The sequence below is a fragment of the Sphingobium aromaticiconvertens genome (assembly GCF_037154075.1).
GTDB lineage: Bacteria > Pseudomonadota > Alphaproteobacteria > Sphingomonadales > Sphingomonadaceae > Sphingobium > Sphingobium aromaticiconvertens.
Genome location: NZ_JBANRJ010000001.1, coordinates 1,997,780 through 2,023,378, shown reverse-complemented (window position 1 = coordinate 2,023,378; position 25,599 = coordinate 1,997,780). Strand labels below are relative to the sequence as shown.

28 protein-coding genes are annotated in these 25,599 nt (G+C 63.2%); 9 read left to right on the top strand and 19 right to left on the bottom strand.

All coding sequences use genetic code 11. The annotated features are described in order from the left end of the window. Window positions 1-8: 8 nt before the first annotated feature. From WFR25_RS09640 to gpmA, 5 genes are all read right to left on the bottom strand, one after another. Entirely contained in the window at window positions 9-950 is a 942-nt protein-coding gene (locus tag WFR25_RS09640; RefSeq protein ID WP_336970495.1) for a bifunctional riboflavin kinase/FAD synthetase, read from the bottom strand. An 82-nt stretch (window positions 951-1,032) separates the two neighbouring features. After that, entirely contained in the window at window positions 1,033-1,533 is a 501-nt protein-coding gene (locus WFR25_RS09635; RefSeq protein ID WP_336970493.1) for a dihydrofolate reductase, read from the bottom strand. Further along, entirely contained in the window at window positions 1,530-2,600 is a 1,071-nt protein-coding gene (locus WFR25_RS09630; RefSeq protein WP_336970491.1) for a 5-(carboxyamino)imidazole ribonucleotide synthase, read from the bottom strand. Before WFR25_RS09630 ends, WFR25_RS09635 begins: the two co-directional genes overlap by 4 nt. Window positions 2,601-2,610: 10 nt before the next feature. Further along, a complete protein-coding gene (purE, locus tag WFR25_RS09625; protein ID WP_336970489.1) occupies window positions 2,611-3,096 on the bottom strand; it encodes a 5-(carboxyamino)imidazole ribonucleotide mutase in 486 nt (161 codons plus the stop codon). A gap of 108 nt (window positions 3,097-3,204) precedes the next feature. Next, window positions 3,205-3,891: a 2,3-diphosphoglycerate-dependent phosphoglycerate mutase gene (gene gpmA / locus WFR25_RS09620; RefSeq protein ID WP_336970487.1), complete on the bottom strand. Its 687-nt coding sequence runs from the start codon at window positions 3,889-3,891 to the stop codon at window positions 3,205-3,207. Between the two features lie 152 nt (window positions 3,892-4,043). On the opposite strand from gpmA, the gene sppA reads away from it, so the two are divergent. Then, the gene (sppA, locus tag WFR25_RS09615) at window positions 4,044-5,942 is read left to right on the top strand and encodes a signal peptide peptidase SppA (protein WP_336970485.1); all 1,899 of its coding nucleotides are present in this window, start codon (window positions 4,044-4,046) and stop codon (window positions 5,940-5,942) included. Window positions 5,943-6,065: 123 nt separating this feature from the next. On the opposite strand, the gene WFR25_RS09610 is transcribed toward sppA, so the two are convergent. Both WFR25_RS09610 and WFR25_RS09605 read right to left on the bottom strand, forming a co-directional pair. Beyond that, window positions 6,066-6,308 (bottom strand): hypothetical protein, encoded by a 243-nt coding sequence (locus WFR25_RS09610; protein ID WP_336970483.1) that lies wholly within the window; start codon window positions 6,306-6,308, stop codon window positions 6,066-6,068. A gap of 37 nt (window positions 6,309-6,345) precedes the next feature. Further along, a complete protein-coding gene (locus WFR25_RS09605; protein WP_336970481.1) occupies window positions 6,346-6,480 on the bottom strand; it encodes a hypothetical protein in 135 nt (44 codons plus the stop codon). Between the two features lie 22 nt (window positions 6,481-6,502). Between WFR25_RS09605 and WFR25_RS09600 the strand changes: the two genes are divergently transcribed. Then, window positions 6,503-6,694: a hypothetical protein gene (locus WFR25_RS09600; RefSeq protein WP_336970479.1), complete on the top strand. Its 192-nt coding sequence runs from the start codon at window positions 6,503-6,505 to the stop codon at window positions 6,692-6,694. An 8-nt stretch (window positions 6,695-6,702) separates the two neighbouring features. Here WFR25_RS09600 and WFR25_RS09595 read toward each other — a convergent pair whose 3' ends face one another. The 7 genes from WFR25_RS09595 to sdhC form a co-directional block, all read right to left on the bottom strand. After that, window positions 6,703-7,362: a trimeric intracellular cation channel family protein gene (locus tag WFR25_RS09595; protein WP_336970477.1), complete on the bottom strand. Its 660-nt coding sequence runs from the start codon at window positions 7,360-7,362 to the stop codon at window positions 6,703-6,705. A 19-nt stretch (window positions 7,363-7,381) separates the two neighbouring features. Beyond that, on the bottom strand, window positions 7,382-8,656 hold the full coding sequence (locus tag WFR25_RS09590) for a M20/M25/M40 family metallo-hydrolase (RefSeq protein WP_336974821.1): 1,275 nt from the start codon (window positions 8,654-8,656) through the stop codon (window positions 7,382-7,384). A 32-nt stretch (window positions 8,657-8,688) separates the two neighbouring features. Next, a complete protein-coding gene (locus tag WFR25_RS09585; RefSeq protein ID WP_336970476.1) occupies window positions 8,689-9,237 on the bottom strand; it encodes a glutathione peroxidase in 549 nt (182 codons plus the stop codon). A gap of 70 nt (window positions 9,238-9,307) precedes the next feature. Then, window positions 9,308-10,015 (bottom strand): VIT1/CCC1 transporter family protein, encoded by a 708-nt coding sequence (locus tag WFR25_RS09580; protein WP_336970475.1) that lies wholly within the window; start codon window positions 10,013-10,015, stop codon window positions 9,308-9,310. A gap of 206 nt (window positions 10,016-10,221) precedes the next feature. Next, entirely contained in the window at window positions 10,222-12,027 is a 1,806-nt protein-coding gene (gene sdhA / locus WFR25_RS09575) for a succinate dehydrogenase flavoprotein subunit (RefSeq protein WP_336970473.1), read from the bottom strand. Then, window positions 12,027-12,416 (bottom strand): succinate dehydrogenase, hydrophobic membrane anchor protein, encoded by a 390-nt coding sequence (sdhD, locus tag WFR25_RS09570; RefSeq protein ID WP_336970471.1) that lies wholly within the window; start codon window positions 12,414-12,416, stop codon window positions 12,027-12,029. The genes sdhA and sdhD overlap by 1 nt, the downstream gene beginning before the upstream one ends. Next, window positions 12,416-12,811: a succinate dehydrogenase, cytochrome b556 subunit gene (gene sdhC / locus WFR25_RS09565; protein ID WP_336970469.1), complete on the bottom strand. Its 396-nt coding sequence runs from the start codon at window positions 12,809-12,811 to the stop codon at window positions 12,416-12,418. The genes sdhD and sdhC overlap by 1 nt, the downstream gene beginning before the upstream one ends. 188 nt (window positions 12,812-12,999) lie before the next feature. Here sdhC and WFR25_RS09560 point away from each other — a divergent pair, with 188 nt between their 5' ends. Next, complete coding sequence (locus tag WFR25_RS09560; protein WP_419723155.1) at window positions 13,000-14,334, top strand: methyl-accepting chemotaxis protein; 1,335 nt, start codon at window positions 13,000-13,002, stop codon at window positions 14,332-14,334. A 33-nt stretch (window positions 14,335-14,367) separates the two neighbouring features. Here WFR25_RS09560 and WFR25_RS09555 read toward each other — a convergent pair whose 3' ends face one another. The 3 genes from WFR25_RS09555 to WFR25_RS09545 all read right to left on the bottom strand — a co-directional run bounded on the left by WFR25_RS09555 (window position 14,368) and on the right by WFR25_RS09545 (window position 16,772). Next, on the bottom strand, window positions 14,368-14,736 hold the full coding sequence (locus tag WFR25_RS09555) for an META domain-containing protein (protein ID WP_336970465.1): 369 nt from the start codon (window positions 14,734-14,736) through the stop codon (window positions 14,368-14,370). Window positions 14,737-14,807: 71 nt separating this feature from the next. Continuing rightward, window positions 14,808-15,236 carry a YbaY family lipoprotein gene (locus tag WFR25_RS09550; RefSeq protein WP_336970463.1) on the bottom strand — a complete coding sequence of 143 codons (429 nt, stop codon included), beginning with the start codon at window positions 15,234-15,236 and terminating at the stop codon, window positions 14,808-14,810. 96 nt (window positions 15,237-15,332) lie between these two features. Continuing rightward, window positions 15,333-16,772, bottom strand: coding sequence for an OprO/OprP family phosphate-selective porin (locus WFR25_RS09545; RefSeq protein WP_336970461.1), 1,440 nt, complete (start codon window positions 16,770-16,772; stop codon window positions 15,333-15,335). 224 nt (window positions 16,773-16,996) lie between these two features. On the opposite strand from WFR25_RS09545, the gene WFR25_RS09540 reads away from it, so the two are divergent. Both WFR25_RS09540 and WFR25_RS09535 read left to right on the top strand, forming a co-directional pair. Further along, on the top strand, window positions 16,997-18,016 hold the full coding sequence (locus WFR25_RS09540) for a 50S ribosomal protein L11 methyltransferase (protein ID WP_336970459.1): 1,020 nt from the start codon (window positions 16,997-16,999) through the stop codon (window positions 18,014-18,016). A 57-nt stretch (window positions 18,017-18,073) separates the two neighbouring features. Next, window positions 18,074-18,796, top strand: a complete 723-nt coding sequence (locus tag WFR25_RS09535; RefSeq protein ID WP_336970457.1) for a dienelactone hydrolase family protein — start codon at window positions 18,074-18,076, stop codon at window positions 18,794-18,796. Here WFR25_RS09535 and WFR25_RS09530 read toward each other — a convergent pair. Together WFR25_RS09530 and WFR25_RS09525 are read right to left on the bottom strand one after the other, a co-directional pair. Continuing rightward, a complete protein-coding gene (locus tag WFR25_RS09530) occupies window positions 18,793-19,593 on the bottom strand; it encodes a nucleotidyltransferase family protein (RefSeq protein ID WP_336970456.1) in 801 nt (266 codons plus the stop codon). The two genes, WFR25_RS09535 and WFR25_RS09530, sit on opposite strands and share 4 nt — an antisense overlap. Window positions 19,594-19,634: 41 nt before the next feature. Beyond that, on the bottom strand, window positions 19,635-21,170 hold the full coding sequence (locus WFR25_RS09525) for a M23 family metallopeptidase (RefSeq protein WP_336970454.1): 1,536 nt from the start codon (window positions 21,168-21,170) through the stop codon (window positions 19,635-19,637). A gap of 209 nt (window positions 21,171-21,379) precedes the next feature. Here WFR25_RS09525 and WFR25_RS09520 point away from each other — a divergent pair, with 209 nt between their 5' ends. The 4 genes from WFR25_RS09520 to WFR25_RS09505 all read left to right on the top strand — a co-directional run bounded on the left by WFR25_RS09520 (window position 21,380) and on the right by WFR25_RS09505 (window position 25,539). Further along, complete coding sequence (locus tag WFR25_RS09520; protein ID WP_336974818.1) at window positions 21,380-24,004, top strand: helicase-related protein; 2,625 nt, start codon at window positions 21,380-21,382, stop codon at window positions 24,002-24,004. After that, window positions 23,997-24,290 carry an RNA-binding S4 domain-containing protein gene (locus tag WFR25_RS09515; protein WP_336970452.1) on the top strand — a complete coding sequence of 98 codons (294 nt, stop codon included), beginning with the start codon at window positions 23,997-23,999 and terminating at the stop codon, window positions 24,288-24,290. Before WFR25_RS09520 ends, WFR25_RS09515 begins: the two co-directional genes overlap by 8 nt. A gap of 142 nt (window positions 24,291-24,432) precedes the next feature. Beyond that, a complete protein-coding gene (fdxA, locus tag WFR25_RS09510) occupies window positions 24,433-24,771 on the top strand; it encodes a ferredoxin FdxA (protein WP_336970450.1) in 339 nt (112 codons plus the stop codon). Between the two features lie 240 nt (window positions 24,772-25,011). Continuing rightward, window positions 25,012-25,539, top strand: a complete 528-nt coding sequence (locus tag WFR25_RS09505) for a CarD family transcriptional regulator (protein ID WP_336970449.1) — start codon at window positions 25,012-25,014, stop codon at window positions 25,537-25,539. Window positions 25,540-25,599 lie beyond the last annotated feature (60 nt).

The window sequence follows — 25,599 nt, the reverse complement described above, 5'->3', positions numbered from 1 at the left end:
TGGCGGCACTACGCGACGTAAGGCGTTCCCGCAAGGATTTGCCGCGCACGGGCGCAATCGGCGTCCATCTGCGCGATCAGCGCGTCAAGGCTGTCGAACTTTGCCTCGCCCCGCAGCCGCTCGATCAACTGCACCTCGATTATTTGATCGTACAGGCTTTCGGAAAAGTCGAAAAAATGCGGTTCCAGCAATTCCTTGGGTGGGTCGAAGGTCGGCCGGATGCCCAGATTCGCCGCCCCGTCCAGCACTCGCCCGTCTGGCAGCAGCCCCCGCACCGCATAGATGCCGTAAGCGGGCCGCAGATAATTGCCCATGTCGATATTGGCGGTGGGGTAGCCGATCGTCCGTCCCAGCTTGTCGCCATGCTGCACCCGCCCCTGAATCGCGAAGGGCCGCGTCAACAAGCGCGTCGCGGTCGCGCAATCGCCCGCGACCAGCGCCTCGCGGATGCGGCTGGAGGAGATGATCTCACCCCCGGCATCCGCGACGGCGGGCACAGCCTCAGCGACCATTCCGAGCGCGCGACCCAATTCGGTCAGGGTCGCGACCGACCCGCTCTTCCCCTTGCCAAAGGTGAAATCCTGTCCCGTAACGACATGGGCAGCCCCAATATGATCGACCAGAAAGGCAGCGAACTGCTCCGCACTCATCGCCGCCATCTGCGCCGTGAAGTGAAAGACCAGCATGGCGTCCGCCCCGGCGCGCGCGAACAACGCCTCGCGCTGGTCCAGCGTCGTCAACCGAAAGGGCGGCGTGTCAGGTCGGAACAGCCGCACCGGATGCGGATCAAAGGTCGCGATGATCGCAGGGCGCCCCTCGGCTCGCGCGCACTCGATCGCTCGGCGAACCACCGCCTGGTGCCCCCGGTGAAACCCATCGAAATTGCCGAGCGCCACGATCGCACCGCGCAGGTGTGCGGGCGTCGGGGCGTTGCTCTCCAGTCGCTCCATGCGCGCGGCTATAGGGACGGCAGCGCGTCGGCGCAATCGGACGCTTGATCGCATGCTTCCGCAGACTGCCAGCCTCGCTTCATCATGTCGAGACTCTCTGGAATGTCACGAAATCATGGGCGGGGGCGTCGCCCGCCGCCGCATGCGCCTCGCGAGCGACCTCTCGCCATGCACCGGGATCGGGATAGCCGATGCTGGCATCCCCCTCCGCCGCGATATGCACCTCGGTCAATTCGATACGGTCGGCGATCGGCAGGAACAGCCGATAAATTTCCGCGCCGCCAATCACGGCCACCACCGGCGCGGCGGCGCAGGCGATCGCCGCATCGACATCATGCACAACCTCCGCCCCCGCCGCAGACCAATCCCGATCGCGCGTCAGTACGATATGGCGGCGACCGGGCAGCAGCCCCGGCAGGCTCTCAAACGTCTTGCGCCCCATCACCATCGGCAGGCCCAGTGTCAACGCCTTGAACCGCTTGAGGTCGGCGGACAGCCGCCAGGGCAACGCGCCATCACGACCGATCACGCCATTGTCGGCCCGCGCCAGAATCAGCACGATTTCCGGGCGAGCGTCGCTCACAGGATCAACCGCGTCACATGCCCCATCTTGCGCCCCGGCCGCGCCTCGGCCTTGCCATAGAGGTGCAGGTGGTTCGCCGGGTCGGACAGTATCGCTAGCCACTCATTCACCTGTTCACCGATCAGGTTGCGCATTTCCACCCGTCGCGCGGCCAGCCCGGTGTCGCCCAGCGGCAGGCCGCAAATGGCGCGGACGTGATTTTCGAACTGGCTGGTGAGCGCGCCCTCAATAGTCCAGTGGCCGCTATTATGCACGCGCGGCGCCATCTCGTTGAAGACCGGCCCTTCGGCATTGGCAAAAAATTCGCAGGTCAGCACGCCCACATAATCGAGGGCATCAGCGATCTTGCGCGCCATCGCCCGCGCCGCCGTTATCTGTCCCTCGATCAATGCGCCCGCAGGCACGATGGAGGTCGACAATATGCCATCGACATGGACGTTCGCCGCCGAATCCCAGAAGCGCACATCGCCATCCGTCCCGCGCACCAGAATGACGGAAAACTCCTCGGCGAAGGTTACGAACCCCTCAAGGATCGCCGATTGCCGCCCGATCGCGTTCCACGCCCCCACGGCATCGCCCGGCTCCGACAGGCGCGCCTGCCCCTTGCCATCATAGCCCATGCGGTTGGTCTTCAGGATCGCGCGGCTGCCGATCGTTTCGACCGCCGCCTCCAGATCATCCAGACTCTCGACCGGCGCGAACGGCGCGGTCATGCCGCCCAGATCACAAACGAAGCGCTTTTCCGCCAGCCGGTCCTGCGCAATGCTCAGCGCGCGAGCATTCGGGCGAACCAGCCCATGCCCGGCCAGCACCTCGACCGCTGCCGGATCGACATTCTCAAATTCGTAAGTGACGACATCCACGCTTGTCGCGAAGGCCGCGAGCGCAGCGGCGTCATCATAGGCGCCCCGAGTCCAGAGCGGTGAAACATCAGCGGCAGGCCCGCTAACCTCGGGCGCATAGATATGGGTGCGATAGCCCAACTGCGCGGCCGCGACCGCGAGCATGCGGCCAAGCTGGCCGCCGCCTAATATGCCGATAGTGGCGCCGGGCGCGATACTGGTCATCAGTCTGATTTCACTCCGGCGTTTCGGCCACGTCCTGCGTCTGCTTCGCCCGCCAGGCGTCCAGCCGCTCGGCCAGTGCGTCATCGCTAGTCGCTAGCATCGCCGCCGCCAGCAGCGCCGCATTCACCGCACCCGCCCGGCCAATCGCCAGCGTGCCCACCGGGATGCCAGCGGGCATCTGCACGATGGACAGCAGCGAATCCATGCCGCTCAACGCCTTCGATTCCACCGGTACGCCCAGCACCGGCAGGCGCGTCATCGACGCGGCCATGCCCGGCAGATGCGCGGCGCCGCCCGCTCCCGCGATAATCGCCTTCAACCCACGACCGACCGCGCCGGTCGCATAATCATAAAGCCGCTGCGGCGTGCGATGCGCGGACACGACCTTGCACTCATGGGGAACGCCCAGCGCGTCCAGCGTTTCCGACGCATGGCGCATCGTTTCCCAGTCAGACCGGCTGCCCATGATGATGCCGACCGCGATGCCTTCGCTCATGCCCTATCCCTCAAGGAAGCAGCCTGTCGCCGCCCGGAAGCACAGCCCCTTAGTCGGCTGGGGGTCCGGGGGCAATCCCGCAAGAGGCCCAAATAACCCAACAGGGCGCTACCGCTCCGACAGATAATAGCGATCCAGCGCGGTCAGATCGTCGGCCAGATCATAAACGATCGGCTGCCCGGTCGGGATCTCCAGTTCGGTGATCTCGTCGTCGGGAATGTTCGACAGATGCTTGACCAGCGCACGCAGCGAATTGCCATGGGCAGAGATCAGCACGCGCTTGCCTGCCTTCAGTTCCGGCACGATCCGGCTTTCCCAATAGGGCAGCACGCGCGCAATCGTGTCCTTCAGCGATTCGGTCGACGGGATCGGGATGCCCGCATAGCGGCGATCGGCCGACAGATCAAACGCGCTGCCCGCTTCCAGCACCGGCGGCGGAATGTCGAAGCTGCGACGCCATATCTTGACTTGAGCGTCGCCATGCCTGGCCGCTGTCTCTGCCTTGTTGAGACCTGTCAGGCCGCCATAATGCCGCTCATTGAGGTGCCAGTCCTTTTCGACCGGCAGCCACAGCCGCCCCATTTCCTCCAGCGCCAGATTGAGCGTCTTGATCGCGCGGGTCTGGACGCTGGTGAAGCAGCTATCGAAATCCAGCCCCTTCTCTTTCATCAGCCGTCCTGCCGCACGCGCTTCTTCCGCGCCCTTTTCGGTCACATCCACATCCCACCAGCCGGTAAAGCGATTTTCCAGATTCCAGCTGGACTGGCCGTGACGGATGAGGACGAGCGTGGGCATGACTATGCGTCTCCTTGAACCGGGTGTTGCGCCTCCCCATAGCGGCTCATAGCGACGGTGCAAGAGATCGGGGCATGGTGAAGCCTTCGCATTGCGGCGCATCCCGCGATCGGTTAGCCCGATGGACGGAACACACGGAAGGAGCTGTACGCGTGGCATTTGTGAAGGGCATCTGGCGGATATTGGTCGCCATCAAGGACGGGCTGGTCCTTCTCTTCCTGCTGCTCTTCTTCGGCCTGCTCTATGCTGCCCTGTCCTTCAGTCCCCGTCCGGTCGCCGCCATTTCCAGCGGCGCGCTGTTGCTCGACCTAGACGGCACGATCGTCGAACAGCCTGCCGAGGTCGATCCCCTCTCGCTCCTGTCTTCACAAGGGGAGCAGACGCGCGAATATCGGCTCAGTGACCTCATCACGGCACTTGATGCCGCCCGGACCGATTCCAAGGTCAAGGCCGTAGTGCTGAACCTCGACGGCTTCATGGGCGGTGGGCAGGTTGCACTGGCTCGGGTAGGCAAGGCGCTCGACGGCGTGCGCGCCGCGAAAAAGCCCGTACTTGCCTTCTCCACCATCTATACCGATGACAGCTATCAACTGGCGGCCCATGCCAGTGAAATCTGGGGCGATTCCCTTGGCGGCGTCGCTATCGTCGGGCCGGGTGGATCGCGCCTCTATTATAAGGGGCTGATCGACAAGCTGGGCGTCAATACCCATGTCTACCGTGTCGGCACCTATAAGAGTTTCGTCGAACCCTATATCCGCACCGAACAGTCCCCCGAAGCAAAGCAGGCTGATGTCGCGCTGACCAGCGCCCTGTGGGAAAGCTGGCAGCAGGATGTAGCCAAAGCGCGGCCCAAGGCAAAGCTGGCCCCCTATATCGGCGACATCGCCGCCGCCGTCCGTGCGACCGATGGCAATCTCGCCAAGGCCGCACAGTCCGCAGGCCTGCTCGACCGGCTGGGTGACGAGGCCCAGTTTGGCGAGCGTGTGGCGGAAATCGCCGGCCAGCCCGCGCAGGACAAGGATGGCGACTTCGCCACCATCGACCTTGCCGCCTATGTAAAGGCGCGACGTCCCGCCAATGACGGCCAGATCGGCGTGCTGACGATCGCGGGCGACATTGTCGATGGAGAGGCTGGCCCCGGTACGGCGGCGGGCGACACTATTTCCGACCTGCTCTACACCGCGCTTGCCGAAAAGAAACTCAAGGCGCTGGTCGTGCGCGTAGATTCCCCCGGTGGTTCGGTCATGGCGTCGGAAAAGATCCGCAGCGCCATCCTGTCCGCCAAGGCGGACGGCCTGCCGATCGTCGTCTCCATGGGCAATGTCGCGGCCAGCGGCGGCTATTGGGTTTCCACCCCCGCCAACGTCATCTTTGCGGAGCCGGACACGATTACCGGTTCCATCGGTGTCTTCGGCATCCTTCCCAGTTTCGAAGGGACGCTGGCAAAGATCGGCGTCACGACCGATGGTGTCACCACCACGCCGCTATCGGGCCAGCCCGACATCATCGGCGGCACCACGCCGCAATTCGACGCGGTGATGCAGATGGGGGTCGAGGATATTTACCGCCGCTTCGTCGGCATCGTTGCCCAATCACGTAAAAAGTCACCGCAGCAGATCGACACGATCGCGCAGGGCCGCGTCTGGGATGGCGGCAACGCGCGTCAGAATGGACTGATCGACCGTTTCGGCGGGCTGGACGAGGCAATCGCCGAAGCGGCGAAGCTGGCGAAACTCGACCCCGCAAAGGCCCGCCCCTACATAATCGAGAAGGCGCCGGACAAGATCACTGCCTTCATCCAAAACTTGATGGAAGGCGACCAGAAGCAGGCATCCATGCCGCGCGATCTCCTCGCCCGCCAATCCCTGCTCCAGCGCCAATGGGCACTTCAGGCCGTGGCCGATGCGCGCGCCATGGTCATGGGCGGCGGCATCCGCGCCGACTGCCTGGAATGTCGCGGTGTAGGTGGCCCGCGCGCAACCCCTGCCCGGCCGGTCGGTGGTATGGACGACCGGGGATTGCTCGCTTTGCTGGCGACCGTCTGGCGCTAGAGCAGAATATGATCCGACTGCATCGGACCGACTGCTCTAGGCTTTTGATTTGACACGATTTCTGGCCATCAGATGATTCCATCTGATTGGAAATCGCTCTAACCGGAAGGCCGCAGACTGCTGCTATTGCGCCGCTGTGTTACCTGCGATGCGGGTGGTGGACATGCCACCCACTATGTCCGTGCCATCAATGCAAGGTACGGCACCGCTGGACTGGGACAATGCCCTGACCTTGTAACGGATCGCCATTTCCCGGTGCGCGGCAATCGCCGCAGCGTCATCGCCGCGCTCGGCGGCTTCAAGCGCCTTGCGCGCTTCATCGCGCGCACGGCGGAGCAGATAGGCGGCATCATTCGTCATAGCCATATGATCCTACTCCTGAGTCTGAGGGCATAATCTAGCATCAGCCCATGCCATCGTCATTGATCGAAATCAGGTCGAGCATCCCTGATGGCCGGGGCGAAGCCGTTACATTTTCCGACATTTCTACCATCCGCCGGGTACATCCCTGCGACAGATCGTCGATATCTGTTGTCATACAGCATGGCGAAGGCAGCATCATGACACGGATTTTCATCGCATTGGCGGCGATCACCGCAACCACCGCCCCCTTGATGGCGGTTGAGCGCATGACTGCGGCCTCCACCGCAGCAGCAGCGACATCCATACCCGTCATAATCGGACTTGATCGGCCAATCCTGTTGAAGCGCATGGTGGTGATGGCAACCGCCCTGCCCGACGACACCCGCTGACGACCGGCCTAGCGCTCGTCGCGCCGCGTCCCATGCCCGGAATAGCCCGGCAGACCAAGACCGCGCGCAATAGCGATCGCGCGCAAGACGAAACCCGTGATCGCTGCCAACACCGCCGCGACCGGCAAGGGCATACCCGCAGAATATAGCAGCACGAACAGCCCCGCCGCCACCGCCGCCGCTGTCACATAAAGTTCGGGGCGCAACAGGATTGATGGCTCTCCGGCCAGCAGGTCACGCATGATGCCGCCGACACAGCCCGTCACCACGCCCATCATCCCCGCGACGAACGGGTTGATCCCGAAGGTCATCGCCTTGGCCGCGCCGAACACCGCGAACGCTGCAAGACCTATGGCATCCAGCCAGTCAAGCGCATGGTCGCTCCACAGGCGGCGCGGTGTTAGCCAGACGATGATCGCCGCGCCGACACAGGTAATCGCAGGCACCGGGTCCACCACCCAGAAAACCGGCGCCCCGATCAGCAGGTCGCGCACCGTGCCCCCGCCAACCCCCGTTACCAGTGCAAAGAAGCAGAAGGTGACGATCGTCTGTTGCAACCGCGCGGCGGCCAGCGCACCCGACGCGGCGAAAACAAAGGTTCCGACGATCGTCAGTACCTCAAGCACCATACCAATGTGCGGAATGATTGCGGGCGTTGGAAATGTCATGGCCGCCCGCGCATGCTCTCTACCGCGCCTTCTCGCGGGCCAGCCGGCTCATCAATATCGCCGCGCGCTTGCCCTGCCGCTTGATGCTGGACAGGTCGGCAACCTCAGCCGGCGAATGATCGCCGCTGCTGGTCACGCCCAGCCCGACCAGCCCGTCCGTATCGTTGGCGACGAAGGCAATGTCGCCCGCACCGCGCTTCAACGGATTCAGTTCCGGCATGGCCACAAGGCCAAGGTCCGCATTGACCGCATTCAGCTTGCCGAGCAGCGCCCTATTCCCCTGCGTCGGCGCCATCGCCGGATAGCCCTGATCGAAATCGATCGTCGCCGACGTGCCGTTCAGATGACCGCTTTCCACGATCGCCTTCATCTTCGCCATTACCCGGTCGGTCTGCTCCTGGCTCAGGGTACGGAAATCACCCTTGGCGACCGCGATGGGCGGGATGATGTTGGTCTTGCCCGTCACCGCGATCCTTACGCCGTCCTTGTCGACATCCGCGCTCTGCCCACCGCCGATCAAACCGGCGTTGAAGGTCAGGTTCTGCTCGGGCAACTCCTTGCGAAAGGCAGTCACGATCCGCGCCAGTTCATAGACGGCCCCGTCCCCGGCAGCAGGCGAAAAGATGCCCGAACTATGCCCCGACTTGCCGGTCGCCGTCAGTGTCCAGCTATTGGAGGAGCGCCGCGCAATCGACCCCATATCCTTTCCGTCCTGCTGCGCCAGTCCTTCGAAATCCAGCGCCACGTCCGCACGCTTGCCCGCTGCGATCAGGTCCGCCCGCGCCACTGCTTTCGGCTCGCCTACATCTTCCTCGTCCCCGGTCAGGACGATCTCGATATTGGCGCCCTTCAACGTGCCTGCTGCCTTCATGGCCTTGAGCGCCGTCAGCATCACCGCCACGCCGCCCTTGTCGTCGGCGACACCCGGTCCGGACGCCATATCCCCTTCCCGCTTGAAAGTCTGAAAGGGCGAATCCACCTCGAACACCGTGTCCAGATGCCCGATCAGGAGCATCCGGGTCGTGCCCGCCTTACCCTTGTGCGTGGCAATGATGTGCCCGGCGCGCCTGGCGGCGTCCATCGGCTGCCACTTTACGACAAAGCCCAACGCTTCCAGTTCGGGCCGCACCATGTCGGCCACTTTCTTCACACCCTCGATATTCATCGAGCCGCTATTCTGGTTCACCAACCGCTCCAGCAGCGCGATGGTCGGCTCGTAATCCGCCTCGATGCTCGCCGCCATCGCCTGTTCCCGCGGCGACAGCGTGGCCAGCACCGGAGTGCTGGCCAACATCAACGGCAATGGTGCGAAAAGAATCGCTGGCCTCACTTGGCGAGTTCCGCCTCGATCGCCGCAACCAGGGCCGCATCGTCGGGCGCAGTGGTTGGCGCAAAGCGCGCCGCGACCGTGCCGTCCTTGGCAATCAGGAACTTCTCAAAATTCCACAACAATTCAGGTTCGGGATTGGGCGTCATGCCATAGCCTTTCAGCTTCTCGCGGAACGTGTCGCCGTCTCCCTGCGCCTTGGGCATTTCGCTCGTCAGCGCGGCATAAAGCGGATGCTTGTCCGGTCCCGTCACCACGATCTTCTCGAACATCGGGAAGTCGACGCCGAAATTGGTGGTGCAGAAGGACGCGATCTCATCATTGCTGCCCGGCTCCTGCGCCCCGAAATCATTGGCCGGGAAACCAGCGACCACCAATCCCTTGTCTTTATAATCGGCGTAGAGCTTCTCCAGCCCCTCATATTGCGGGGTCAGGCCGCATTTCGATGCGACATTGACCGCCAGCACTACCTTGCCAGCATAGTCGGCAAGGCTGGCGTCGTCGCCCTTGATGGTCTTCAGAGACACGGATTGAACGGCTGTGGTCATGGGAATCTCCATTGGAAAGGCACGCTGGCGGGATGCTATCGATGCCCGGCGCGGGACGCAATCGACGTTGCTATAAGACAGCGCCAAACAGGCTGCCGGCCCCCGCCGTGACCGCCATTGCCAGCGCCCCCCAGAAGGTCACGCGCACGACCGACTGCAACCGCCGCCCGCCGCCCGCCTTCGCGCCCAGATAGCCAAGCAACGCAAGGAACAGCAGCGAAGCGACCGCCACTATCGGGATCAGCGCCTCTGCCGGGCTGATCGCTGCGGCCACCAAGGGCGCCGCCGCCCCAGCCGAAAAAGTCGCCGCGGATGTCAAAGCCGCCTGCACCGGCCGCGCCGTGCTAACCTCTGACAAACCCAGTTCATCACGCGCATGCGCGGCCAGCGCATCCGCCGCTGTCAATTGCTCAGCCACTTGCACCGCCAACGCCGGATCAAGACCGCGCTCGACATAGATGTCCCGCAACTCTTCCAGTTCCGTCTGTGGCTGGGTCGCGAGCGCCGCGCTTTCCTTGGCCAGATCTGCATTTTCGGTATCGGCCTGAGCGCTGACCGACACATATTCGCCCGCAGCCATCGACATTGCGCCGGCAAATAACGCCGCAACCCCGGACAGCAGGATCGTCGCATGATCCGCCCGCGACGCCGCAATGCCTACAACAAGGCTGGCGGTCGATACGATCCCGTCATTGGCCCCCAGCACCGCAGCTCGCAGCCAGCCGATGCGGTTTACATAATGGACGGCGTGATGGGGAACGGGAACGGTCACAGTCATGATGCCCGCCCCGAGCCAACGCTCTGCCGATCGGAAATTGTCGAATCCATCTCGTCCCCCTGCCCGGAGTTAAGCAGACCCTGCCACCATTTTCCAATGCAATTCAGCGCCTTCCAATCCAGAACAGGCGCTCGGTGTGCCATGCCCAAACGAAAAGGGCGAACCCTGCGGCCCGCCCTTTCCCTGTTACTGCCTGTAAGCAGCGCTTAGTAAACGCGCGCCTTCGGCTTGATATACTCCGCTTCGTCCGTCATCGTGTAGTCATGCACCGGACGGTAATCGAGCGTTACCTTGCCGCCCGATCCACCCCAGCCTTCAAACCAACTGATGGTGTGCTTCATCCAGTTTTCGTCGTCGCGATTGGGGAAATCCTCATGCGCATGAGCGCCGCGCGATTCCTTGCGCGCTTCGGCACCTTCCATCGTGCAGATGGCCTGACTCATCAGATTGTCGAGTTCCAGCGTCTCGATGAGGTCAGTGTTCCAGATCAGCGACTTGTCGGTGACGGACACGTCCTGCAACCGCTTGTTGACCTTCTGCATCTGCTGGACGCCCTCGGCCAGCAGCGCGCTGTCGCGGAACACGGCGGCATGCTTCTGCATCGTACGCTGCATATCCAAGCGAATTTCCGCCGTCGGCGTGCCGCCCTTCGCGTTGCGGAAATGGTCAAGGCGGCCCAGCGCCAGGTCAGTGGAATCCTTGGGCAAGGCCTTATGCGGAGTGTTAGGTTTAAGATTGTCCTTAAGGAACAGGCCGGTGGCCCGACCGAACACGACCAGATCGATCAGCGAGTTGGAACCCAGACGGTTGGCGCCATGCACCGACACGCAGGCCGCTTCGCCAACGGCATAGAGGCCACGCACGATCACTTCGGGATCGTCGCCAACCTTCGTCACCACCTGCCCATGATAGTTACAGGGGATGCCACCCATATTGTAATGGACGGTCGGCGTGACCGGCAGCGGCTGGCGGGTCAGGTCGACACCGGCAAAAATCTTGCCGCTCTCGGTGATGCCCGGCAGGCGCTCGGCCAGCACCTTGGGGTCGATATGGTCGAGGTGCAGGAAGATATGATCCTTGTGCTCGCCCACGCCGCGCCCTTCGCGCATTTCCATAGCCATCGAGCGGGACACGACGTCACGCGACGCCAGATCCTTCGCCGACGGGGCATAGCGCTCCATGAAGCGCTCGCCCTCGGAGTTGGTGAGGTAGCCGCCCTCGCCGCGCGCACCCTCGGTAATGAGGACGCCCGCGCCATAGATGCCGGTCGGATGGAACTGAACAAACTCCAGATCCTGAAGCGGCAGGCCAGCGCGCAGCACCATGCCGCCACCATCGCCGGTGCAGGTGTGGGCCGACGTCGCGGAGAAATAGGACCGGCCATAGCCGCCCGTCGCCAGCACCACGGCGTGGCTGCGGAAGCGGTGGATGGAGCCATCCTCCATGCAAAGCGCGATAACGCCCCGGCACTCTCCATCTTCCATGATCAGGTCGATGGCGAAATATTCGATGTAGAAGTCCGCGTCATATTTCAGCGACTGCTGATACAGAGCGTGCAGCATGGCGTGGCCGGTACGGTCGGCGGCGGCGCAGGTGCGCTGCACCGGCGGGCCAGCGCCCATATTCTGCATGTGGCCGCCGAAGGGCCGCTGATAGATCGTGCCTTCCGGATTACGGCTGAACGGCACACCGGCATGTTCCAGCTCGTACACGGCGGCGGGTGCTTCGCGCACCATATATTCGATCGCGTCCTGATCGCCCAGCCAGTCGGACCCCTTGACGGTGTCATACATATGCCAGGTCCAGTGATCCGGCGAGTTGTTGCCCAACGAGGCGGCGATGCCGCCCTGCGCCGCGACCGTGTGGCTGCGGGTCGGGAACACCTTGGTAATGCACGCGGTCTTCAGGCCCGCCTCGGCGCTGCCCATCGTCGCGCGCAGGCCCGATCCGCCCGCACCCACGACCACCGTGTCATAGACGTGGTCGATGATCTTGTAGCTTTCGGTCGACATCAGGCAGCGGCCCCCATGAATGCGATCTTCGCGATGGCAAAGATACCGACGGCCGCGCCGCCGATGGCGTAGAAGTTCAAAAGCAGCATGGACAGAAAGGCCAGCCCCTTGTCGTGGACATAATCCTCCAGCATGACCTGCATGCCCAGACGCAAGTGCCAGAAAATGCTGGCAATCATCAGCATCATCGGCACGGCGACCAGCGGCTGCGCGATCCAGCCTGTGACGCTCTCATAATCTAGGCCCGGCAGGGCGAGCAGGCTGAAGAGCAGCCACAACACCAAAAGCAGGTTCCCGACGGCGGTGTAGCGCTGCACCAGCCAGTGCTGGGCGCCATGCTTGACGGAGCCAAGGCCGCGGACACGACCGATACCTGTTCCGTTGCCCATCAGAGCGTCCCCCCGACAATATAGGCCCACATCAGCAGCGTCACGATCGTCGACAGGACCGGAATGGCCAGCGACCATTTCTTGTTCGCCTGCAACTCATAGCCCGCGCCCATGTCCATCACGAAATGGCGCAGCCCGGAAAAGAGATGCTGGAAAAAGAACCAGCTAAGGCCGATCATAACGATATAGCCGGGAATGGACGTCGCGCAGGCGACGAAGCGTGCATAGGCTTCCGGCCCGCTCGCCGCCGCCAGTAACCACCAGACCAGACCGACGGCGCCTGCCGTGGCCAGCCCGTTGCCGGTTACGCGGTGGAGGATGGAGATCGCCATTGCTGGTCCCCATTTCCAGATCGTCAAATGCGGCGAAAGTGGCCGGCTGTTGGATCGCGCCATTATGTTCCCGTCCCTGCGTCTTCTTGCGATGCCAGTCCCCTTAAGAGCGAAACTTCAACAGGGCAAGCGCGGCAAGAGGCCAAGCGCGGCAAGTCTGGCCTTTCGATCAGGCGGATAAGAACTGATTAACCAAGCGGCGCTATCAGGAAAGGCAAGACACGCACGCAGCAGCAAGGGCATTCCCTCCTATGACTTCCTCCGCGACCCCCGGACACGCGATGCTGGACCAATTGCTGGAACTGGATGTCAGCAACACCCTGGCGCCGGAAACGCGTGAAATTTACGAGATGTTGCCCGATGGCGGCGACGCGGCGGCCCGCGCCTTCTTCGCCGCTTATATGCGTCACACCAGTTTGCGCGGAAAGCTTAGCGACAGCGCAGTCGCTGCGATCGAAAGCGAATCGCTGCGCTATGTGCGACAGAAATTGCAGAATTACGGACGCGGGGACTGGGCGCAGTCCGCCGCCCAATGTGTCCGCCATGCGCGCAAACAAGGCGTTCCGGTACAAAGCGTATTGGCCGCCATGTCCGCCGCCAATGAAAAGCTGACCGACATCATCTGGGAACAATGCGCGGATGACCAAGAAAAATCCCGCCGCCTTGGCCGCACGATGATGCGCGTCTCGATGATCGATGCGGGCCTGATCAGCAATGTCCTGGCCACCGACCTGGCCGATGAGGAGCGCAACGAACGCCAGCGTTATGGCACCTTGTTCGAACAGCGAATCGTAGGTGAGATCGACGGCGCTTCCCAACTGGGCGAATCACTGCGCGAACAGGCCAAGGATGCATCCGCCGCCACGCGCGGAATGTTAGGCAAGGCATCCGAAGTCGCCGCCGCCGCCGAACAATCCGCCCTCGCCATGCGCGAAGCCGCCCGCACCTCCGCCGGCCTGATCCGCGCGATCGAGGACGCCCGTACCGAAGTCGAGGGGGCAGCTGATGTAGCCCATCGCGCCGCGCAGCAGTCCGGCGACGCCGTCACCATGTCCGCCACCCTGTCCGACCATGCCAAGTCGATCGAATCGATTCTCGGCCTGATCCGCGACATCGCCGGTCAGACCAACCTCCTCGCCCTCAATGCCACGATCGAGGCAGCCCGTGCGGGCGACGCCGGACGCGGCTTTGCCGTCGTCGCGCAGGAAGTAAAAAGCCTTGCCAACCAGACCGCACGCGCCACGGACGAGATAGCGGGCAAGATCGCCGATATCCAGGCCTCGACCCGCCTTTCAGTCGAAACCAACGAACGCATCCGCAACACGGTGGGCGAAGTGCAGCAAAGCGCCGAACGCATCCGCCACGCCATGGACGCGCAGGCGCAGACGGTGACGATGATCACCGCTGCGGTCGACGAAACCGCGCTGGCCGCCGACTCCATGTCGACCACCATCTCGGCCATCCGTCAGGACACGGAGGTCGTCGCCTCGGAAATCGACCAGCTCGAACGCGGCTTCATGAGCGTGGAAGGCAAGCTCGGCTCACTGCGCGCCGCCTCGCAGGATTTCGGTCGGCAGGTCGCCTGACGAGAAAAGGCGATTCCTGTCCGTCCTGGAAATTCATTCCCTGGGTGCCGGACCTTCTGGAAAAAGGCGCAATGACGCACCGCCAGATCCGGTCAGTAGAAGCGCGCCGGTTGGGTCGATCCTCCAGATGCTGACTTCTGCCAGAGCTTTCAGAAACCGCTGCTCCTGAAGCATGAGTGCCTGAGCGCAGGCCATCTTCGTTCCGGCAATCTGATCGAAGGATAGCCGATCCCCTGACAGATGATATTGCCCCATATAACGATTGCAGCCACCGCTGCCGCTCGCCCTGCCCTTGCCATCAAGGAATAGCGAGATGTGGCTACTGTCGATAATGCCGCCTCCGCCCACATCCTCGACCAGCCAGACGGCACCGGTCGGCAGCGGACTGGCATCTTCGGTCATGTGCATGCACCCCGTCAAAGTTGCGATCCACGCAAGGGGAAGAAGAATCCGCCGCACCATTTTATAGGGCTTCAGTTCCGCACCTGCACCAGCCAAAGCGTTGCCGGGGTTCCCGGCGGCGGCAGGGAAACGCGTGTATCGGTGATCCACATCAGGCGTCCCGATACATCGATGATCCGCGCCGACACGGCATAACTGCCGTTCGGCGCGATACGCGCAGGATCATAGTTGAGTGTGAACGGGAGCGGCACCTGTCGGCCATCCGCGCCAAATTCAGTCTCGGCAAGCACCGGGGCCGGCGCGTCCATGCGACCGACGTCGGACAGCATGACCTTCACCCGCGCATCAGGCGGCAGCGCGATCCGCTGCCGATAGGCGACGGTACCGGTCAAGGCGACACTGGCTGTCGAGGCTTGCGCGGCAGGCTTACCCCCATCGGTCGCCGTGCAACCCGGCAACAGGGCTATGAACGACAAGAATAGTCCGGCGCGCATGGTCATTACACCTCTCCCGTTGGTAGGAACAGTTTGCGGGACAATGGCGAAAAGGTAAATCCTTTCGATACCGTACCGGATGGCGTCTGTTCGCCCTGCCTTTTAGAAGTCCAGCTCCGCGCGCCAGCCAACAACGTTCACATCATAATCGCTCCGCGTCCCCGCCAGGATTGCTGCGTCCTGATAGGCCAGATGCTCGTAGTTGACGTTGAACCGCAGATATTCGATCGGCGTCCACACCAGCGCGGCAATCACGCCATTTTGCTTGCCGCCGACGATGCCTTTGCTGTTCATATCCAGATAGTCATAGCGCAGCGTCACCTGCCACGATCCCATTCCACCGCTGCCCACGGGCCGCAACGGCTTGGTGCTGCCGAAGATGCCGTTCTTGTACGCGCGTGTCTCGCCGGTCAGGAAAAAGCCGACCTCGCCATAGCCGCCAAAGAAGGTCGCGTCGGCGACACCGGGTTGTGAGGGTCTTAGCCAGTGCGCCTCGCCCGCCCAATGCAATGGCCCGCGCGTACCCGCCAGTTCGATGCCATAATGGCTCTCGCCATCGGCGGCGACGCCCGGAGTCGCCAGAAAACGGCTGTTGACGCTGTGCAGATAGGGCCGCTGACGATAGCGCTGCGCAACGGAGGACAGCCGATTGAAATCGCGCCAGTGCGCCGACGCGCCGAAATGCAACTGCATCTTGCCGACCTTGGGCGCCAGCACGACACGCCCATCGACGCCATAGCTGTTATTTTCGTCCCCGCCATTGGCGCCGTCCGACGCATTCATCAGCGAATCGGCGCTATCTGAGAATATCCCTGCCTGCGCCAGCAGGATGCCGGAGCGATATTGCGCCGATAGCCCCAACCGCCGCTCGAACCCGAAGGCATCGGTAAAGGCCGCGCGCTCCATCACTGATCCGGTGGTGTCGCCAATCAGTTCATCCAGCGACTGAAACTCATTCTGGTTGCCAAATGTCAGCAGCCACTTGCCCTTTTCATAGGTGATATAGGTGTCGACCAGATCGACCTGATTATCCGACAGCTCGGTTTCCAGCTTATAGCCGAAGCCGCTGCCCAACTGTCCTTCGCCACCCAACCGCAGCCGGCGCAATTCGTTGGAATAGCCCGTGGCTCCGTCCTCCACGCTCGCAGGCGCAAACAGCACGCCCGCATCATACTGGATGCGGCCCTTCACCTTGAAGCTTGCCGATCCGCTGCTGAAAACCGGGCTGCCCTTCCAGCTTATGCCGGTTTCCGGCGCCGTCTTGGCGGGCTTGGTCGCCGCGCTTGCGGTTACGACCGGCGTTGGCGCGCTGCCCGATGGGGGGATCGCCGCCGGAGCACCAGCCTGTACCGCCGCTTGCGCTGCCGGGGTCGGCGCGCCGTCCAGCCGTGACGCCAATCGCTCGACCTGCGCCTTCAACGCAGCAATCTGCGCTCGCAATTCGGCTGCTTCCGCCGCGCTGATCGCCTGTGCCATGGCCGTGGCGGGCATGAGGCATAGCAACATCGCGGTCCCAGCCGCCAATTTCGACAGGCTCTTCATGTCGTCACATCCCTTTCGGCTTTCAGGCCATTCACCGCTCAGGCTCATTATTTTTTAGGCCCAGCATCTCTCCGGCCGGGCAAATATGTCTGTTTTGTTTCAAACTCGCGGAGTTTTGATGACATTTTTATGTCAATCTGCTCCAGGCCATTTTTGCCCGGCCCCGCCCTCCGCTCATCCCCTGCCCGCTTCCCCCGGCCATCGCCCTCCGCTACAGGGACGCCATGACATTGGATGCCCCTTCCGAAACGTCGGCCCAAAACTGGCCCGGCCAGAGCTGGAAAGTGACGCTGCCCTGCACGCGCGCAGAAGCAGAGGCGCTGGATGGCGACATCGCCGCTTTCGCCCTGCTCGACCAGCCACCAGTCCTGATGACGAGCGAAGCGGAACCGGACAATGAGGACGCCTGGCAACTCGACGCCTATTTCGAAGGCAAGCCAAGCGCCGCCGCCCTGCGCCTGCTGCGCGCGCTGGTACCAAGCGCGAAGAATGCCAAGCCGATCGTGGAGAATTTGCCCGACGAAGACTGGGTGACGATGAGCCAGCAGGGACTGGAACCCGTCACCGCGGGGAGATTCCATGTCCGCAACCTGGACAGCGATCCTGTGCCTGCGGGACATAAGAGCTTCCTGATCGCGGCGGGTCAGGCCTTTGGCACCGGCCAGCATCAGACCACTCATGGCTGCCTCACCATGCTCGACCGGATGCGGACGCTGGGCATGCGCTTTGGCAATATCGCCGACATCGGCACCGGTACCGGGCTGCTTGCCTTTGCCGCCATGCATCTGTGGCCCCGTGCCTATGCCACCGCGTCGGACATCGATCCGGTGTCGGTGGAAGTGACAGCGCGCGAAGCGGGCATTAACGGCGTTGCGCTGGGCATGGGTCCAGGCCGCCTCACGCTGTTCGAGGCCGCCGGTGTCGGCCATCCCGGCATTGCCCGGCGCGCGCCCTATGACCTTCTTATCGCCAACATTCTCGCCGGGCCACTGATCGAACTCGCCCCGTCGCTCTGCGCCAGTGTCGAGGATGGCGGTACGATCATCCTCGCGGGGCTGCTCCACGGACAGGCCGACGCTGTCCTTGCGGCCTATCGCGCGCAGGGCATGCGCCTTGCCGACCGGATCGACAATGCCGACTGGCCGACGCTGCGCCTGCGAAAACGCCCGGCGATCGGCTGGAAACGCCCTCGTCGCTGGTCCGCCGACGCGCGTGGAGAAGCGCCCGGTTACGGTAGCCTGTAGACGCCGCTCCAACGACCCACCTCCTGTCGACAAGCCCTCCCATGAAAGGACTAAACCATGACGCTTTCCCGCCGCATCGTCCTCAATGACGGGCCGGGCGGCCTGTTTGAGCATATGGCCGTTGTCGATGACGCTATCGGGACAGCGTGCCCCGGTATTCTCCTTTTCCCCAATGTGCTGGGCACCAAGGAAGCTGATTTCGAGAAAGCAGAGCAGGTCGCGGCCCTTGGCTATGCCGTGCTCGTCGCCGACGTTTTCGGTCAAGGCAAGCGCACCACCCGCGCCGATCCCGATGCCGGTCGCTACATGAATGAAATGAATGCCGACCGCGCCATGATGCGCGATCGCCTGCTCGTGGCCCATGCCGCATTAAAAGCGTTGCCCGAAGTCGATCCCGCCCGAACGGCGGCGATGGGTTTCTGCTTCGGCGGCAAATGCGTGCTGGATATGGCTCGTGCGGGCGCCGACATCGCCGGGGGGGTGAGCTATCATGGCGTTTACGATCCGCCCGAAGGCCTGACTGGCGACTCCTTTACCGGCAAGCTGCTGGTCGCTCATGGCTGGGACGACCCCATCGCCCCACCCGAGGCGACCGTTGCCCTCGCCCGCGAACTTACCGCCATGGGTTGCGACTGGCAGATCCACGCCTACGGCCACACCGGCCACGCCTTTACGGATGAAGGCGTGAATATGCCGGAAAAGGGGCTGGCCTACAGCCCCGACGCGGACCGCCGAAGCTGGAAGGCAACCGTGGATTTTCTGGCGGAATTGTTCGGCTAACCCCGCTTCGCCAATATTTCTTCGATCAGCACTATGTCATCGGGCTTGTCGGCGTCGATGCACGCCTCCGGCTGGTCCATCGCGACCAATCGGGCAGCAAGGCCAAAGCGCTTGCCCACCCGCGCGATCCCGCCGCTCAGGGAACTGATCCGCGTCACCGCCCCCAGCAGCGCAACCGGCCCGAACGCAGCGATGATCTTCCATCCCTTCTTGCGATCCTGCTCAACCTCCTGCCACAGACCAACGATCCGCGCAGCCTTGGCACTGCCGAACCAGAAGAGGTTCGCCCCCGACCACCAACCGTCGCGAAATTTGAGCCAGGTCCGCCGCGAGTGCGGATAACGCGCCAGCAAGGTCGTGCGCTCGACCATCGCCACAGCAATATCCTGTCCCCGCGCTTGCGCCACGAACTGATCGAGCATGGCCATGTCCAGCAGCACATGATCGGCGGTCGTCACCAGCAAGGGCAAGCCAATGTCGGCCCGCTCCAGTAACGGCAGCAATGACGAGGCAATGCCCCGTCCGCTCGCCTCAAACCGTATCTTGGGATGATCCCCCAGCCATCGCGTGGCGGGGTCGTTCAGAAAGGGCTGTGGCGATTGCGTCAGGATCACGAGTCGGTCGATCGCGGGATGGTCGATCAGCGCGCGCGCGGGACGGTTGATCATCGCTTGACCCGCGACAGGGATCAGCGTCTTGAGGATGACCCCAGCCGCCGCCGCAAGCGGATCGACGCCGGGGCGACTGCCCGCCAGCAGGATCGCGGTGATGCCGGGATGCGAAGCGTTATTATTCATTTCCGCCCGTTAGCGCGGGCAGCGATGGTGCGAAAGCGGCTTTACTGAGTTCCCTGGGCCGCATCGGCACTTTGCGCCACCTCGACCCGCCGCCCCACTGCCAGCCCCCTCAACTGCGCCAGCCGGGCACGGAACGCAGCCAGATCACGACCAGCCAGTTGCGCGGTCACGGTAAAGCGCACCGAATTGGGGTCGATCGTCCGCCCGTTACGATACAGCTCATAATGGAGATGAGGACCAGTCGACAGGCCCGTGGACCCGACATAGCCGATCACTTGCCCGCGCCGCACCCGCTGCCCGACAGAGGCAGCAATCCGGCTCATATGCGCATAGCCGGTGGCAAGGCCACCGCCATGCTGGATGCGCACATAGTTGCCATGCCCGCCATGCCGCCCGGCAAAGGCGATCGTGCCATCGGTCGCGGCATAAATGGGCGATCCATAGCGCGCAGCAAAATCAATGCCCGCATGCATCCGCGTATAACCCAAAATCGGGTGACGACGCATTCCGTAGCCCGAAGACCGGCGGCCATTAACCGGCGCCGACAGGACACCGCGGCGTTCCCCCACGCCCGACGCCTCGAACCATTCGGTCCGTCCGCCGGTCGTCCATTTCAGCATGTCGACGGCCTTGCCGTTTCTCCGGCGGAGACCGGCAAACAGCAGGTCACCCACCTCGACATCGCCCGTTTCGGCGCGACGATATTCGGTGACGATGTCATAGCGGTCGCCCGCCCCGACAGACCCCAGGTCGACCTGTTGGGTAATGACGCGCAGAAAGGACTGGATCGCCTTGGGCGGTGCGCCTGCTGCACGCGCAGAACGATAGATGCTGTCGCCCACCACGCCCTGAATACGCAGCGGAGTGTTGTCGACGCGAATAGGGATGCGCTTTACCTGCAACTGCCCGCCTGCCCGACTGATTTCAAGCGACAGGTCCAGCCGCGCGCGGAACGCCAGCTTGTCGAGCGGCCGGGGACGGTCACGACTGACACGGCGACCAAGCATGATGTCGAGCCGCGTGCCCGGTTTCAGCATGCCCCCGCCAATGTCGCGCGCAACCATCCCGGTCACGGCCGACACGTCAGCGCCAGACACGCCCGCACGGGACAGCGCCCGCGACAGGCTGTCGCTGCTGCCGATCTGGGCATTGAGTGCGATCTGCGGACGTTCGGGCGTTTCGCGCAGCGGCTGGACGGCATCGGTCGGTCCCATCCGCCGTCCGCTATTCGCACCCAGTGCCAGCGGCGTAACCATCTGGCTGCGAATCTCGTCATATTGCGCGGTAGCTAGCAAGGATGTCGGCGTGCCGGGCACAGCCTTGAAACCGGGCGCAAGATAAAGGGCAGCAGCGCAAAGGCCGAAGCAGGTGGCTAACCCACGAAACCATATAGCGCTGCCGACTCGCTGGCCAAGGTCCGGGACCAGGTCGATCTCCTGCGCCCAATCCTCTATCCGCTGCCGCCAGTTCAGCGGCTGGGAAGCAGGCGGGTTCCGCAGCGAATCGGTCATCCACAGGGAAACGGACGCGCCGCCCTGCTGTGATCCAAACTGGCTTTCCTGAAACAAGGCCCGCATCCCCCGGGGAAATCACTTCTTTTCGTGCGCTTAACCCACGGCCCCCGCGCCATGCATCAGGCAACTGGACTGTGGACGAACAGGGTTAAAGTCAATTTAATGCGCCCCTTCAACGTCCTATGATGCGGCAAAGCGTGGGAGTCGAGGGACAGGCAGCGCGAACCCATATCGCCCTTGCAAGGCGGCAGGGCTTCCCCGACATAGGGGGCATGGTCCAGTTCGCCCGCTCCCCCATTACCGCCGTGCTCGGACCTACCAACACTGGCAAAACCCATCTGGCAGTTGAGCGCATGTGCGGCCACAGCAGCGGCATGATGGGCTTTCCGCTGCGCCTGTTGGCGCGCGAAGTCTATGATCGGGTCGTCGCGATCAAGGGCAGGGAACAGGTCGCGCTGATCACCGGCGAGGAGAAAATCTCTCCACCCAATGCGCGCTATTTCCTCTGCACGGCGGAATCCATGCCTTTGGGCGAAAGCCGGGAGGCTGGAACCGCAGGCCTGCGGGACTATGCGTTCGTAGGGCTGGACGAGGCGCAGATCGGCGCCGACCCGGAGCGTGGCCATATCTTCACCGACCGGCTGCTCCGCGCGCGCGGGCGCGAAGAAACGATGATCCTTGGCTCCGCCAGTATCGCCCGATTGGTCAAGGCGCTGGTTCCCGAGGTCGAAATTATCGGCCGCCCGCGCTTTTCGACGCTTTCTTACGCGGGCGCAAAAAAGCTTTCCCGCCTTCCCCGCCGTTCCGCCATCGTCGCCTTCTCAGCGGAGGAGGTTTATGCCGTCGCCGAAATGCTGCGGCGTTTTCGCGGCGGCGCGGCGGTGGTCATGGGCGCGCTCTCGCCCAGCACCCGCAACGCGCAGGTGCAGATGTTCCTGAATGGCGACGTCGATTATCTGGTCGCCACCGACGCGATCGGCATGGGGCTGAACCTGGACGTCGCCCATGTAGCCTTCGCCTCGCTCCGTAAGTTCGATGGCCACCGCACGCGCCGCCTGACGGTGGCTGAAATGGCGCAAATCGCGGGCCGCGCCGGACGCCACCACAAGGACGGCACCTTCGGCAGCCTGGGTAGCGAAGATGGCGACGCCGCCTTCACGCCCGAGGAGATCGAGGCGATCGAGGAACACCGATTCCCCCGCCTTGAGCATTTCTACTGGCGCGATGGCGAGCCGCGCTGCGACAGTCTCGACCTGTTGATTTCGGACCTTCAGGAGCGCCCCGACCGCCCTGAACTGCGCGCCGCGCCGGAAGCGGTGGACCTCGCCGTACTGCGTAAACTGGCCGATGATCCGCTGGTGATCGAGCGCGTGCGCGGCAAGCGGCAGGTGACGCGCCTTTGGGCCGCTTGCGGCCTCCCCGATTTCCAGAAGCTGGGCGCGGACCATCATGCCCGTATGGTCCAGCGCATCTGGCGCTTCCTGTCCGAAGGCGACGGCCACATCCCACGCGACTGGTTCGCCACCCAGATCGCCCGCCTCGATTCGGTTCAGGGCGACATCGACACACTATCCGGCCGGATCGCAGCCGCGCGAACCTGGGCCTATATCGCCCACCGCCCCGACTGGCTGGCCTTCCCGGCAGAAATGGCGGAGCGCACCCGCGTGCTGGAAGAGAAGCTGTCGGACGCGCTGCACGCCGCGCTCACCCAACGGTTCGTCGATCGGCGCACATCGGTGCTGCTGCGCGACATTGGCCAGAATATCGAGGCGTTGCCGGTCGCCGTTGAACCATCAGGCGAAGTTACGGTAGATGGCGAGACGATTGGACGACTTGACGGATTTCGTTTCTCGGTCGATCCGGAAGCGCGGGCGCGGGATCGCAAGCTGTTGCTGGCCGCCGCCGAACGAAGACTTGGAAGGATATTGCGGGTGAAGGCCGACGAATTGCTGAACGCACCGGATAGCGACTTCGCGCTGACCGACGCGGCCGGAGAGATGCCGGGGATCAGCTGGAAAGGCGATATTGTCGCCGCGCTGCTGGCTGGCCCCGGCCTGCTGACGCCCGAAATACGGCTTGATCGTGCGCTTGTCGCGCTGGGACCGGATGTTCAGAAGCAGATATCCTCGCGGCTCATCGCCTGGTTCGACGCGCAAAAATTGCGGCACCTGACACCGCTGCTCAAGATGGCGGAGGCGTCGCAGGACGCGCAGGTGCCGGCCGTCGTCCGCGCCGTTTTCGCGCAACTGGCCGACGCCGGTGGCGTGGTCGCGCGCACCGATCTCGATTCGGCATTGGGCCATCTCGATAAGGATCAGCGCCATCTGCTACGCCGTGCGGGCCTCGATATCGGCGTGCTCGACATCTATCATCCCGGCCTGTTGAAGCCCGGCGGCGCGAAATGGCGCGCGGCCCTGATCGCGGCGCGTCTTGGCAAGCCCTGCCTGCCTCTGCCCACGCCCGGCATCACCTTGCTTGGCACGGAAGACCGGATCGAACAGATGGGCGCACGCGCAGCGGGCTTCCGTGGATTTGGGCCGCAGATGCTGCGCGTCGACATGGCCGAACGCATGGCCCGCGCCGCACATGAAGCGATCGCCAAGAGAGAGGCCTTTACGGCCCTTAGCCCCCAGATCGTCTCGCTAGGCCTGCATGAACCCGCCTTTCTTGAGCTGATGCGCCTCTCCGGCTTCCGGCCCGTCGAGGCGGCCGAAGAGGGCGCGCCCAACTGGGCTTTTCGCGGCCGGCAAAAAACCCGCCCTCGCCCGACCGCAACCCCGAAACGTGGTCCGCATAACACCGCCGAACGCCCGGCGACAGCGCCCGCCGCCAACCGCACGCCGCGCGCCGACAGCCCCTTTGCGGGCCTGGCCGACCTTTTGAGCGGCAATGGCTGACAGCATCCCCGGCGTGGGGCCAACCTTGCGTATCGACAAGTTCCTCTGGTTCACCCATCTCGCCAAAAGCCGCTCGCTGGCGCAGAAAGTGGCGGAAGATGGACATATTCGCCTGAACGGTCGCCGTATCGATCGCGCCCATGCCGTGGTCCGAATCGGCGACCTCATCACCTTCCCACAGGGGACGCAGGTTCGGGTCGTGCGTGTCATCACCCTTCCTGCCCGGCGTGGACCAACACCCGAGGCGCGGGCCTGCTATGAGGATCTTCAGGTCGGTCGATATTAGAGCGCAAACCCACTTCCCGACTCATCAACCAAATGGCCGACTTGCAATTGCTTGGGGCCGACCAACAATATCCTCATTGACCTTGGCGACCCCCTTGCATAGCAGGAGCGCCGCTAGTCCCCATCTCGAAGAGTGCCGCATAATGACCTACGTCGTCACCGACGCCTGCATCCGTTGCAAATATATGGACTGCGTCGAAGTTTGCCCCGTGGATTGTTTCTACGAGGGTAAGAATATGCTGGTCATCAACCCCAGCGAGTGCATCGACTGTGGCGTATGTGAACCCGAATGCCCGGCCGAGGCGATCCTGCCCGACACCGAGAACGGTCTGGAAAAATGGCTGGAGCTGAACACGAAATATTCGGCCGAATGGCCCAATATAACCGTGAAAGGCGAGGCGCCTGCCGATGCGGACGCCATGAAGGACGTCGAGGACAAATTCGAAAAATTCTTCTCCGCCGAACCTGGCACGGGCGACTGACGCCCGCGCCCTGTGGGGCGCCGTTTCTGCGGGGGAAACCGGTCCATCCTCGGGCGATTGTGTCCGGGGGTGGCAATTTTGTTACGAATCTGCTATAGAGGCTCCAACGGACGGCTTTTTCGCCCGTCCTGGAGGTTTCGTTTCATGAAATGACGGTGACGCCGCGGTTATCCCGGCATGTGTCCCTTCGCATGTGCACCGCGACAACCCCGTCCCCCGGTTGAATTGGAAAGGTATCAAATGGCTGCCAAGGCGCTGTCCTTTGACGTTGGCGATTATGTTGTCTACCCCAAGCACGGCGTTGGCCGTGTGGTCGAGCTTCAGAAAGAGCAGATCGCGGGCATGGAGTTGGAACTCTATGTCCTGCGTTTCGAAAAGGAGCGCATGACGCTCCGCGTACCTACCAACAAGGCTGAAGGCGTCGGCATGCGAAAGCTGTCGTCCAACAAGACGCTCGAAGAATCCATGGAAACCCTGAAGGGCAAGCCCAAGGTCAAGCGGACCATGTGGTCGCGCCGCGCTCAGGAATATGAAGCGAAGATCAATTCGGGCGACCTGGTGTCGATCGCCGAAGTGACCCGCGACCTGTTCCGTGCCGATGACCAGCCCGAGCAGAGCTATTCGGAACGCCAGATCTTTGAAGCGGCGTCCAGCCGCCTTGCCCGCGAACTCGCGGCGATGGAAGAGACGGACGAGCCGACCGCGCTCAAGAAGATCCTGCACATCCTCAATGAGGCTGCGCCGAAATATAACAAAGCCGAAGCCTGATCGGGCTTTCCGCTCTGCGGACCAGGAAAAGGGCGCCCTGCACGGGGCGCCCTTTTTTTT

Coding starts and splice junctions, on each gene's coding strand:
- WFR25_RS09640 (WP_336970495.1), bottom strand. CDS start 950: ATGGAGCGACTGGAGAGCAACGCCCCGACGCCCGCACACCTGCGCGGT.
- WFR25_RS09630 (WP_336970491.1), bottom strand. CDS start 2,600: ATGACCAGTATCGCGCCCGGCGCCACTATCGGCATATTAGGCGGCGGC.
- purE (WP_336970489.1), bottom strand. CDS start 3,096: ATGAGCGAAGGCATCGCGGTCGGCATCATCATGGGCAGCCGGTCTGAC.
- gpmA (WP_336970487.1), bottom strand. CDS start 3,891: ATGCCCACGCTCGTCCTCATCCGTCACGGCCAGTCCAGCTGGAATCTG.
- WFR25_RS09610 (WP_336970483.1), bottom strand. CDS start 6,308: ATGGCTATGACGAATGATGCCGCCTATCTGCTCCGCCGTGCGCGCGAT.
- WFR25_RS09605 (WP_336970481.1), bottom strand. CDS start 6,480: ATGACAACAGATATCGACGATCTGTCGCAGGGATGTACCCGGCGGATG.
- WFR25_RS09600 (WP_336970479.1), top strand. CDS start 6,503: ATGACACGGATTTTCATCGCATTGGCGGCGATCACCGCAACCACCGCC.
- WFR25_RS09595 (WP_336970477.1), bottom strand. CDS start 7,362: ATGACATTTCCAACGCCCGCAATCATTCCGCACATTGGTATGGTGCTT.
- WFR25_RS09590 (WP_336974821.1), bottom strand. CDS start 8,656: ATGTTGGCCAGCACTCCGGTGCTGGCCACGCTGTCGCCGCGGGAACAG.
- WFR25_RS09585 (WP_336970476.1), bottom strand. CDS start 9,237: ATGACCACAGCCGTTCAATCCGTGTCTCTGAAGACCATCAAGGGCGAC.
- WFR25_RS09580 (WP_336970475.1), bottom strand. CDS start 10,015: ATGACTGTGACCGTTCCCGTTCCCCATCACGCCGTCCATTATGTAAAC.
- sdhA (WP_336970473.1), bottom strand. CDS start 12,027: ATGTCGACCGAAAGCTACAAGATCATCGACCACGTCTATGACACGGTG.
- sdhD (WP_336970471.1), bottom strand. CDS start 12,416: ATGGGCAACGGAACAGGTATCGGTCGTGTCCGCGGCCTTGGCTCCGTC.
- sdhC (WP_336970469.1), bottom strand. CDS start 12,811: ATGGCGCGATCCAACAGCCGGCCACTTTCGCCGCATTTGACGATCTGG.
- WFR25_RS09560 (WP_419723155.1), top strand. CDS start 13,000: ATGACTTCCTCCGCGACCCCCGGACACGCGATGCTGGACCAATTGCTG.
- WFR25_RS09555 (WP_336970465.1), bottom strand. CDS start 14,736: ATGACCGAAGATGCCAGTCCGCTGCCGACCGGTGCCGTCTGGCTGGTC.
- WFR25_RS09550 (WP_336970463.1), bottom strand. CDS start 15,236: ATGACCATGCGCGCCGGACTATTCTTGTCGTTCATAGCCCTGTTGCCG.
- WFR25_RS09545 (WP_336970461.1), bottom strand. CDS start 16,772: ATGAAGAGCCTGTCGAAATTGGCGGCTGGGACCGCGATGTTGCTATGC.
- WFR25_RS09540 (WP_336970459.1), top strand. CDS start 16,997: ATGACATTGGATGCCCCTTCCGAAACGTCGGCCCAAAACTGGCCCGGC.
- WFR25_RS09535 (WP_336970457.1), top strand. CDS start 18,074: ATGACGCTTTCCCGCCGCATCGTCCTCAATGACGGGCCGGGCGGCCTG.
- WFR25_RS09530 (WP_336970456.1), bottom strand. CDS start 19,593: ATGAATAATAACGCTTCGCATCCCGGCATCACCGCGATCCTGCTGGCG.
- WFR25_RS09525 (WP_336970454.1), bottom strand. CDS start 21,170: ATGCGGGCCTTGTTTCAGGAAAGCCAGTTTGGATCACAGCAGGGCGGC.
- WFR25_RS09520 (WP_336974818.1), top strand. CDS start 21,380: ATGGTCCAGTTCGCCCGCTCCCCCATTACCGCCGTGCTCGGACCTACC.
- WFR25_RS09515 (WP_336970452.1), top strand. CDS start 23,997: ATGGCTGACAGCATCCCCGGCGTGGGGCCAACCTTGCGTATCGACAAG.
- fdxA (WP_336970450.1), top strand. CDS start 24,433: ATGACCTACGTCGTCACCGACGCCTGCATCCGTTGCAAATATATGGAC.
- WFR25_RS09505 (WP_336970449.1), top strand. CDS start 25,012: ATGGCTGCCAAGGCGCTGTCCTTTGACGTTGGCGATTATGTTGTCTAC.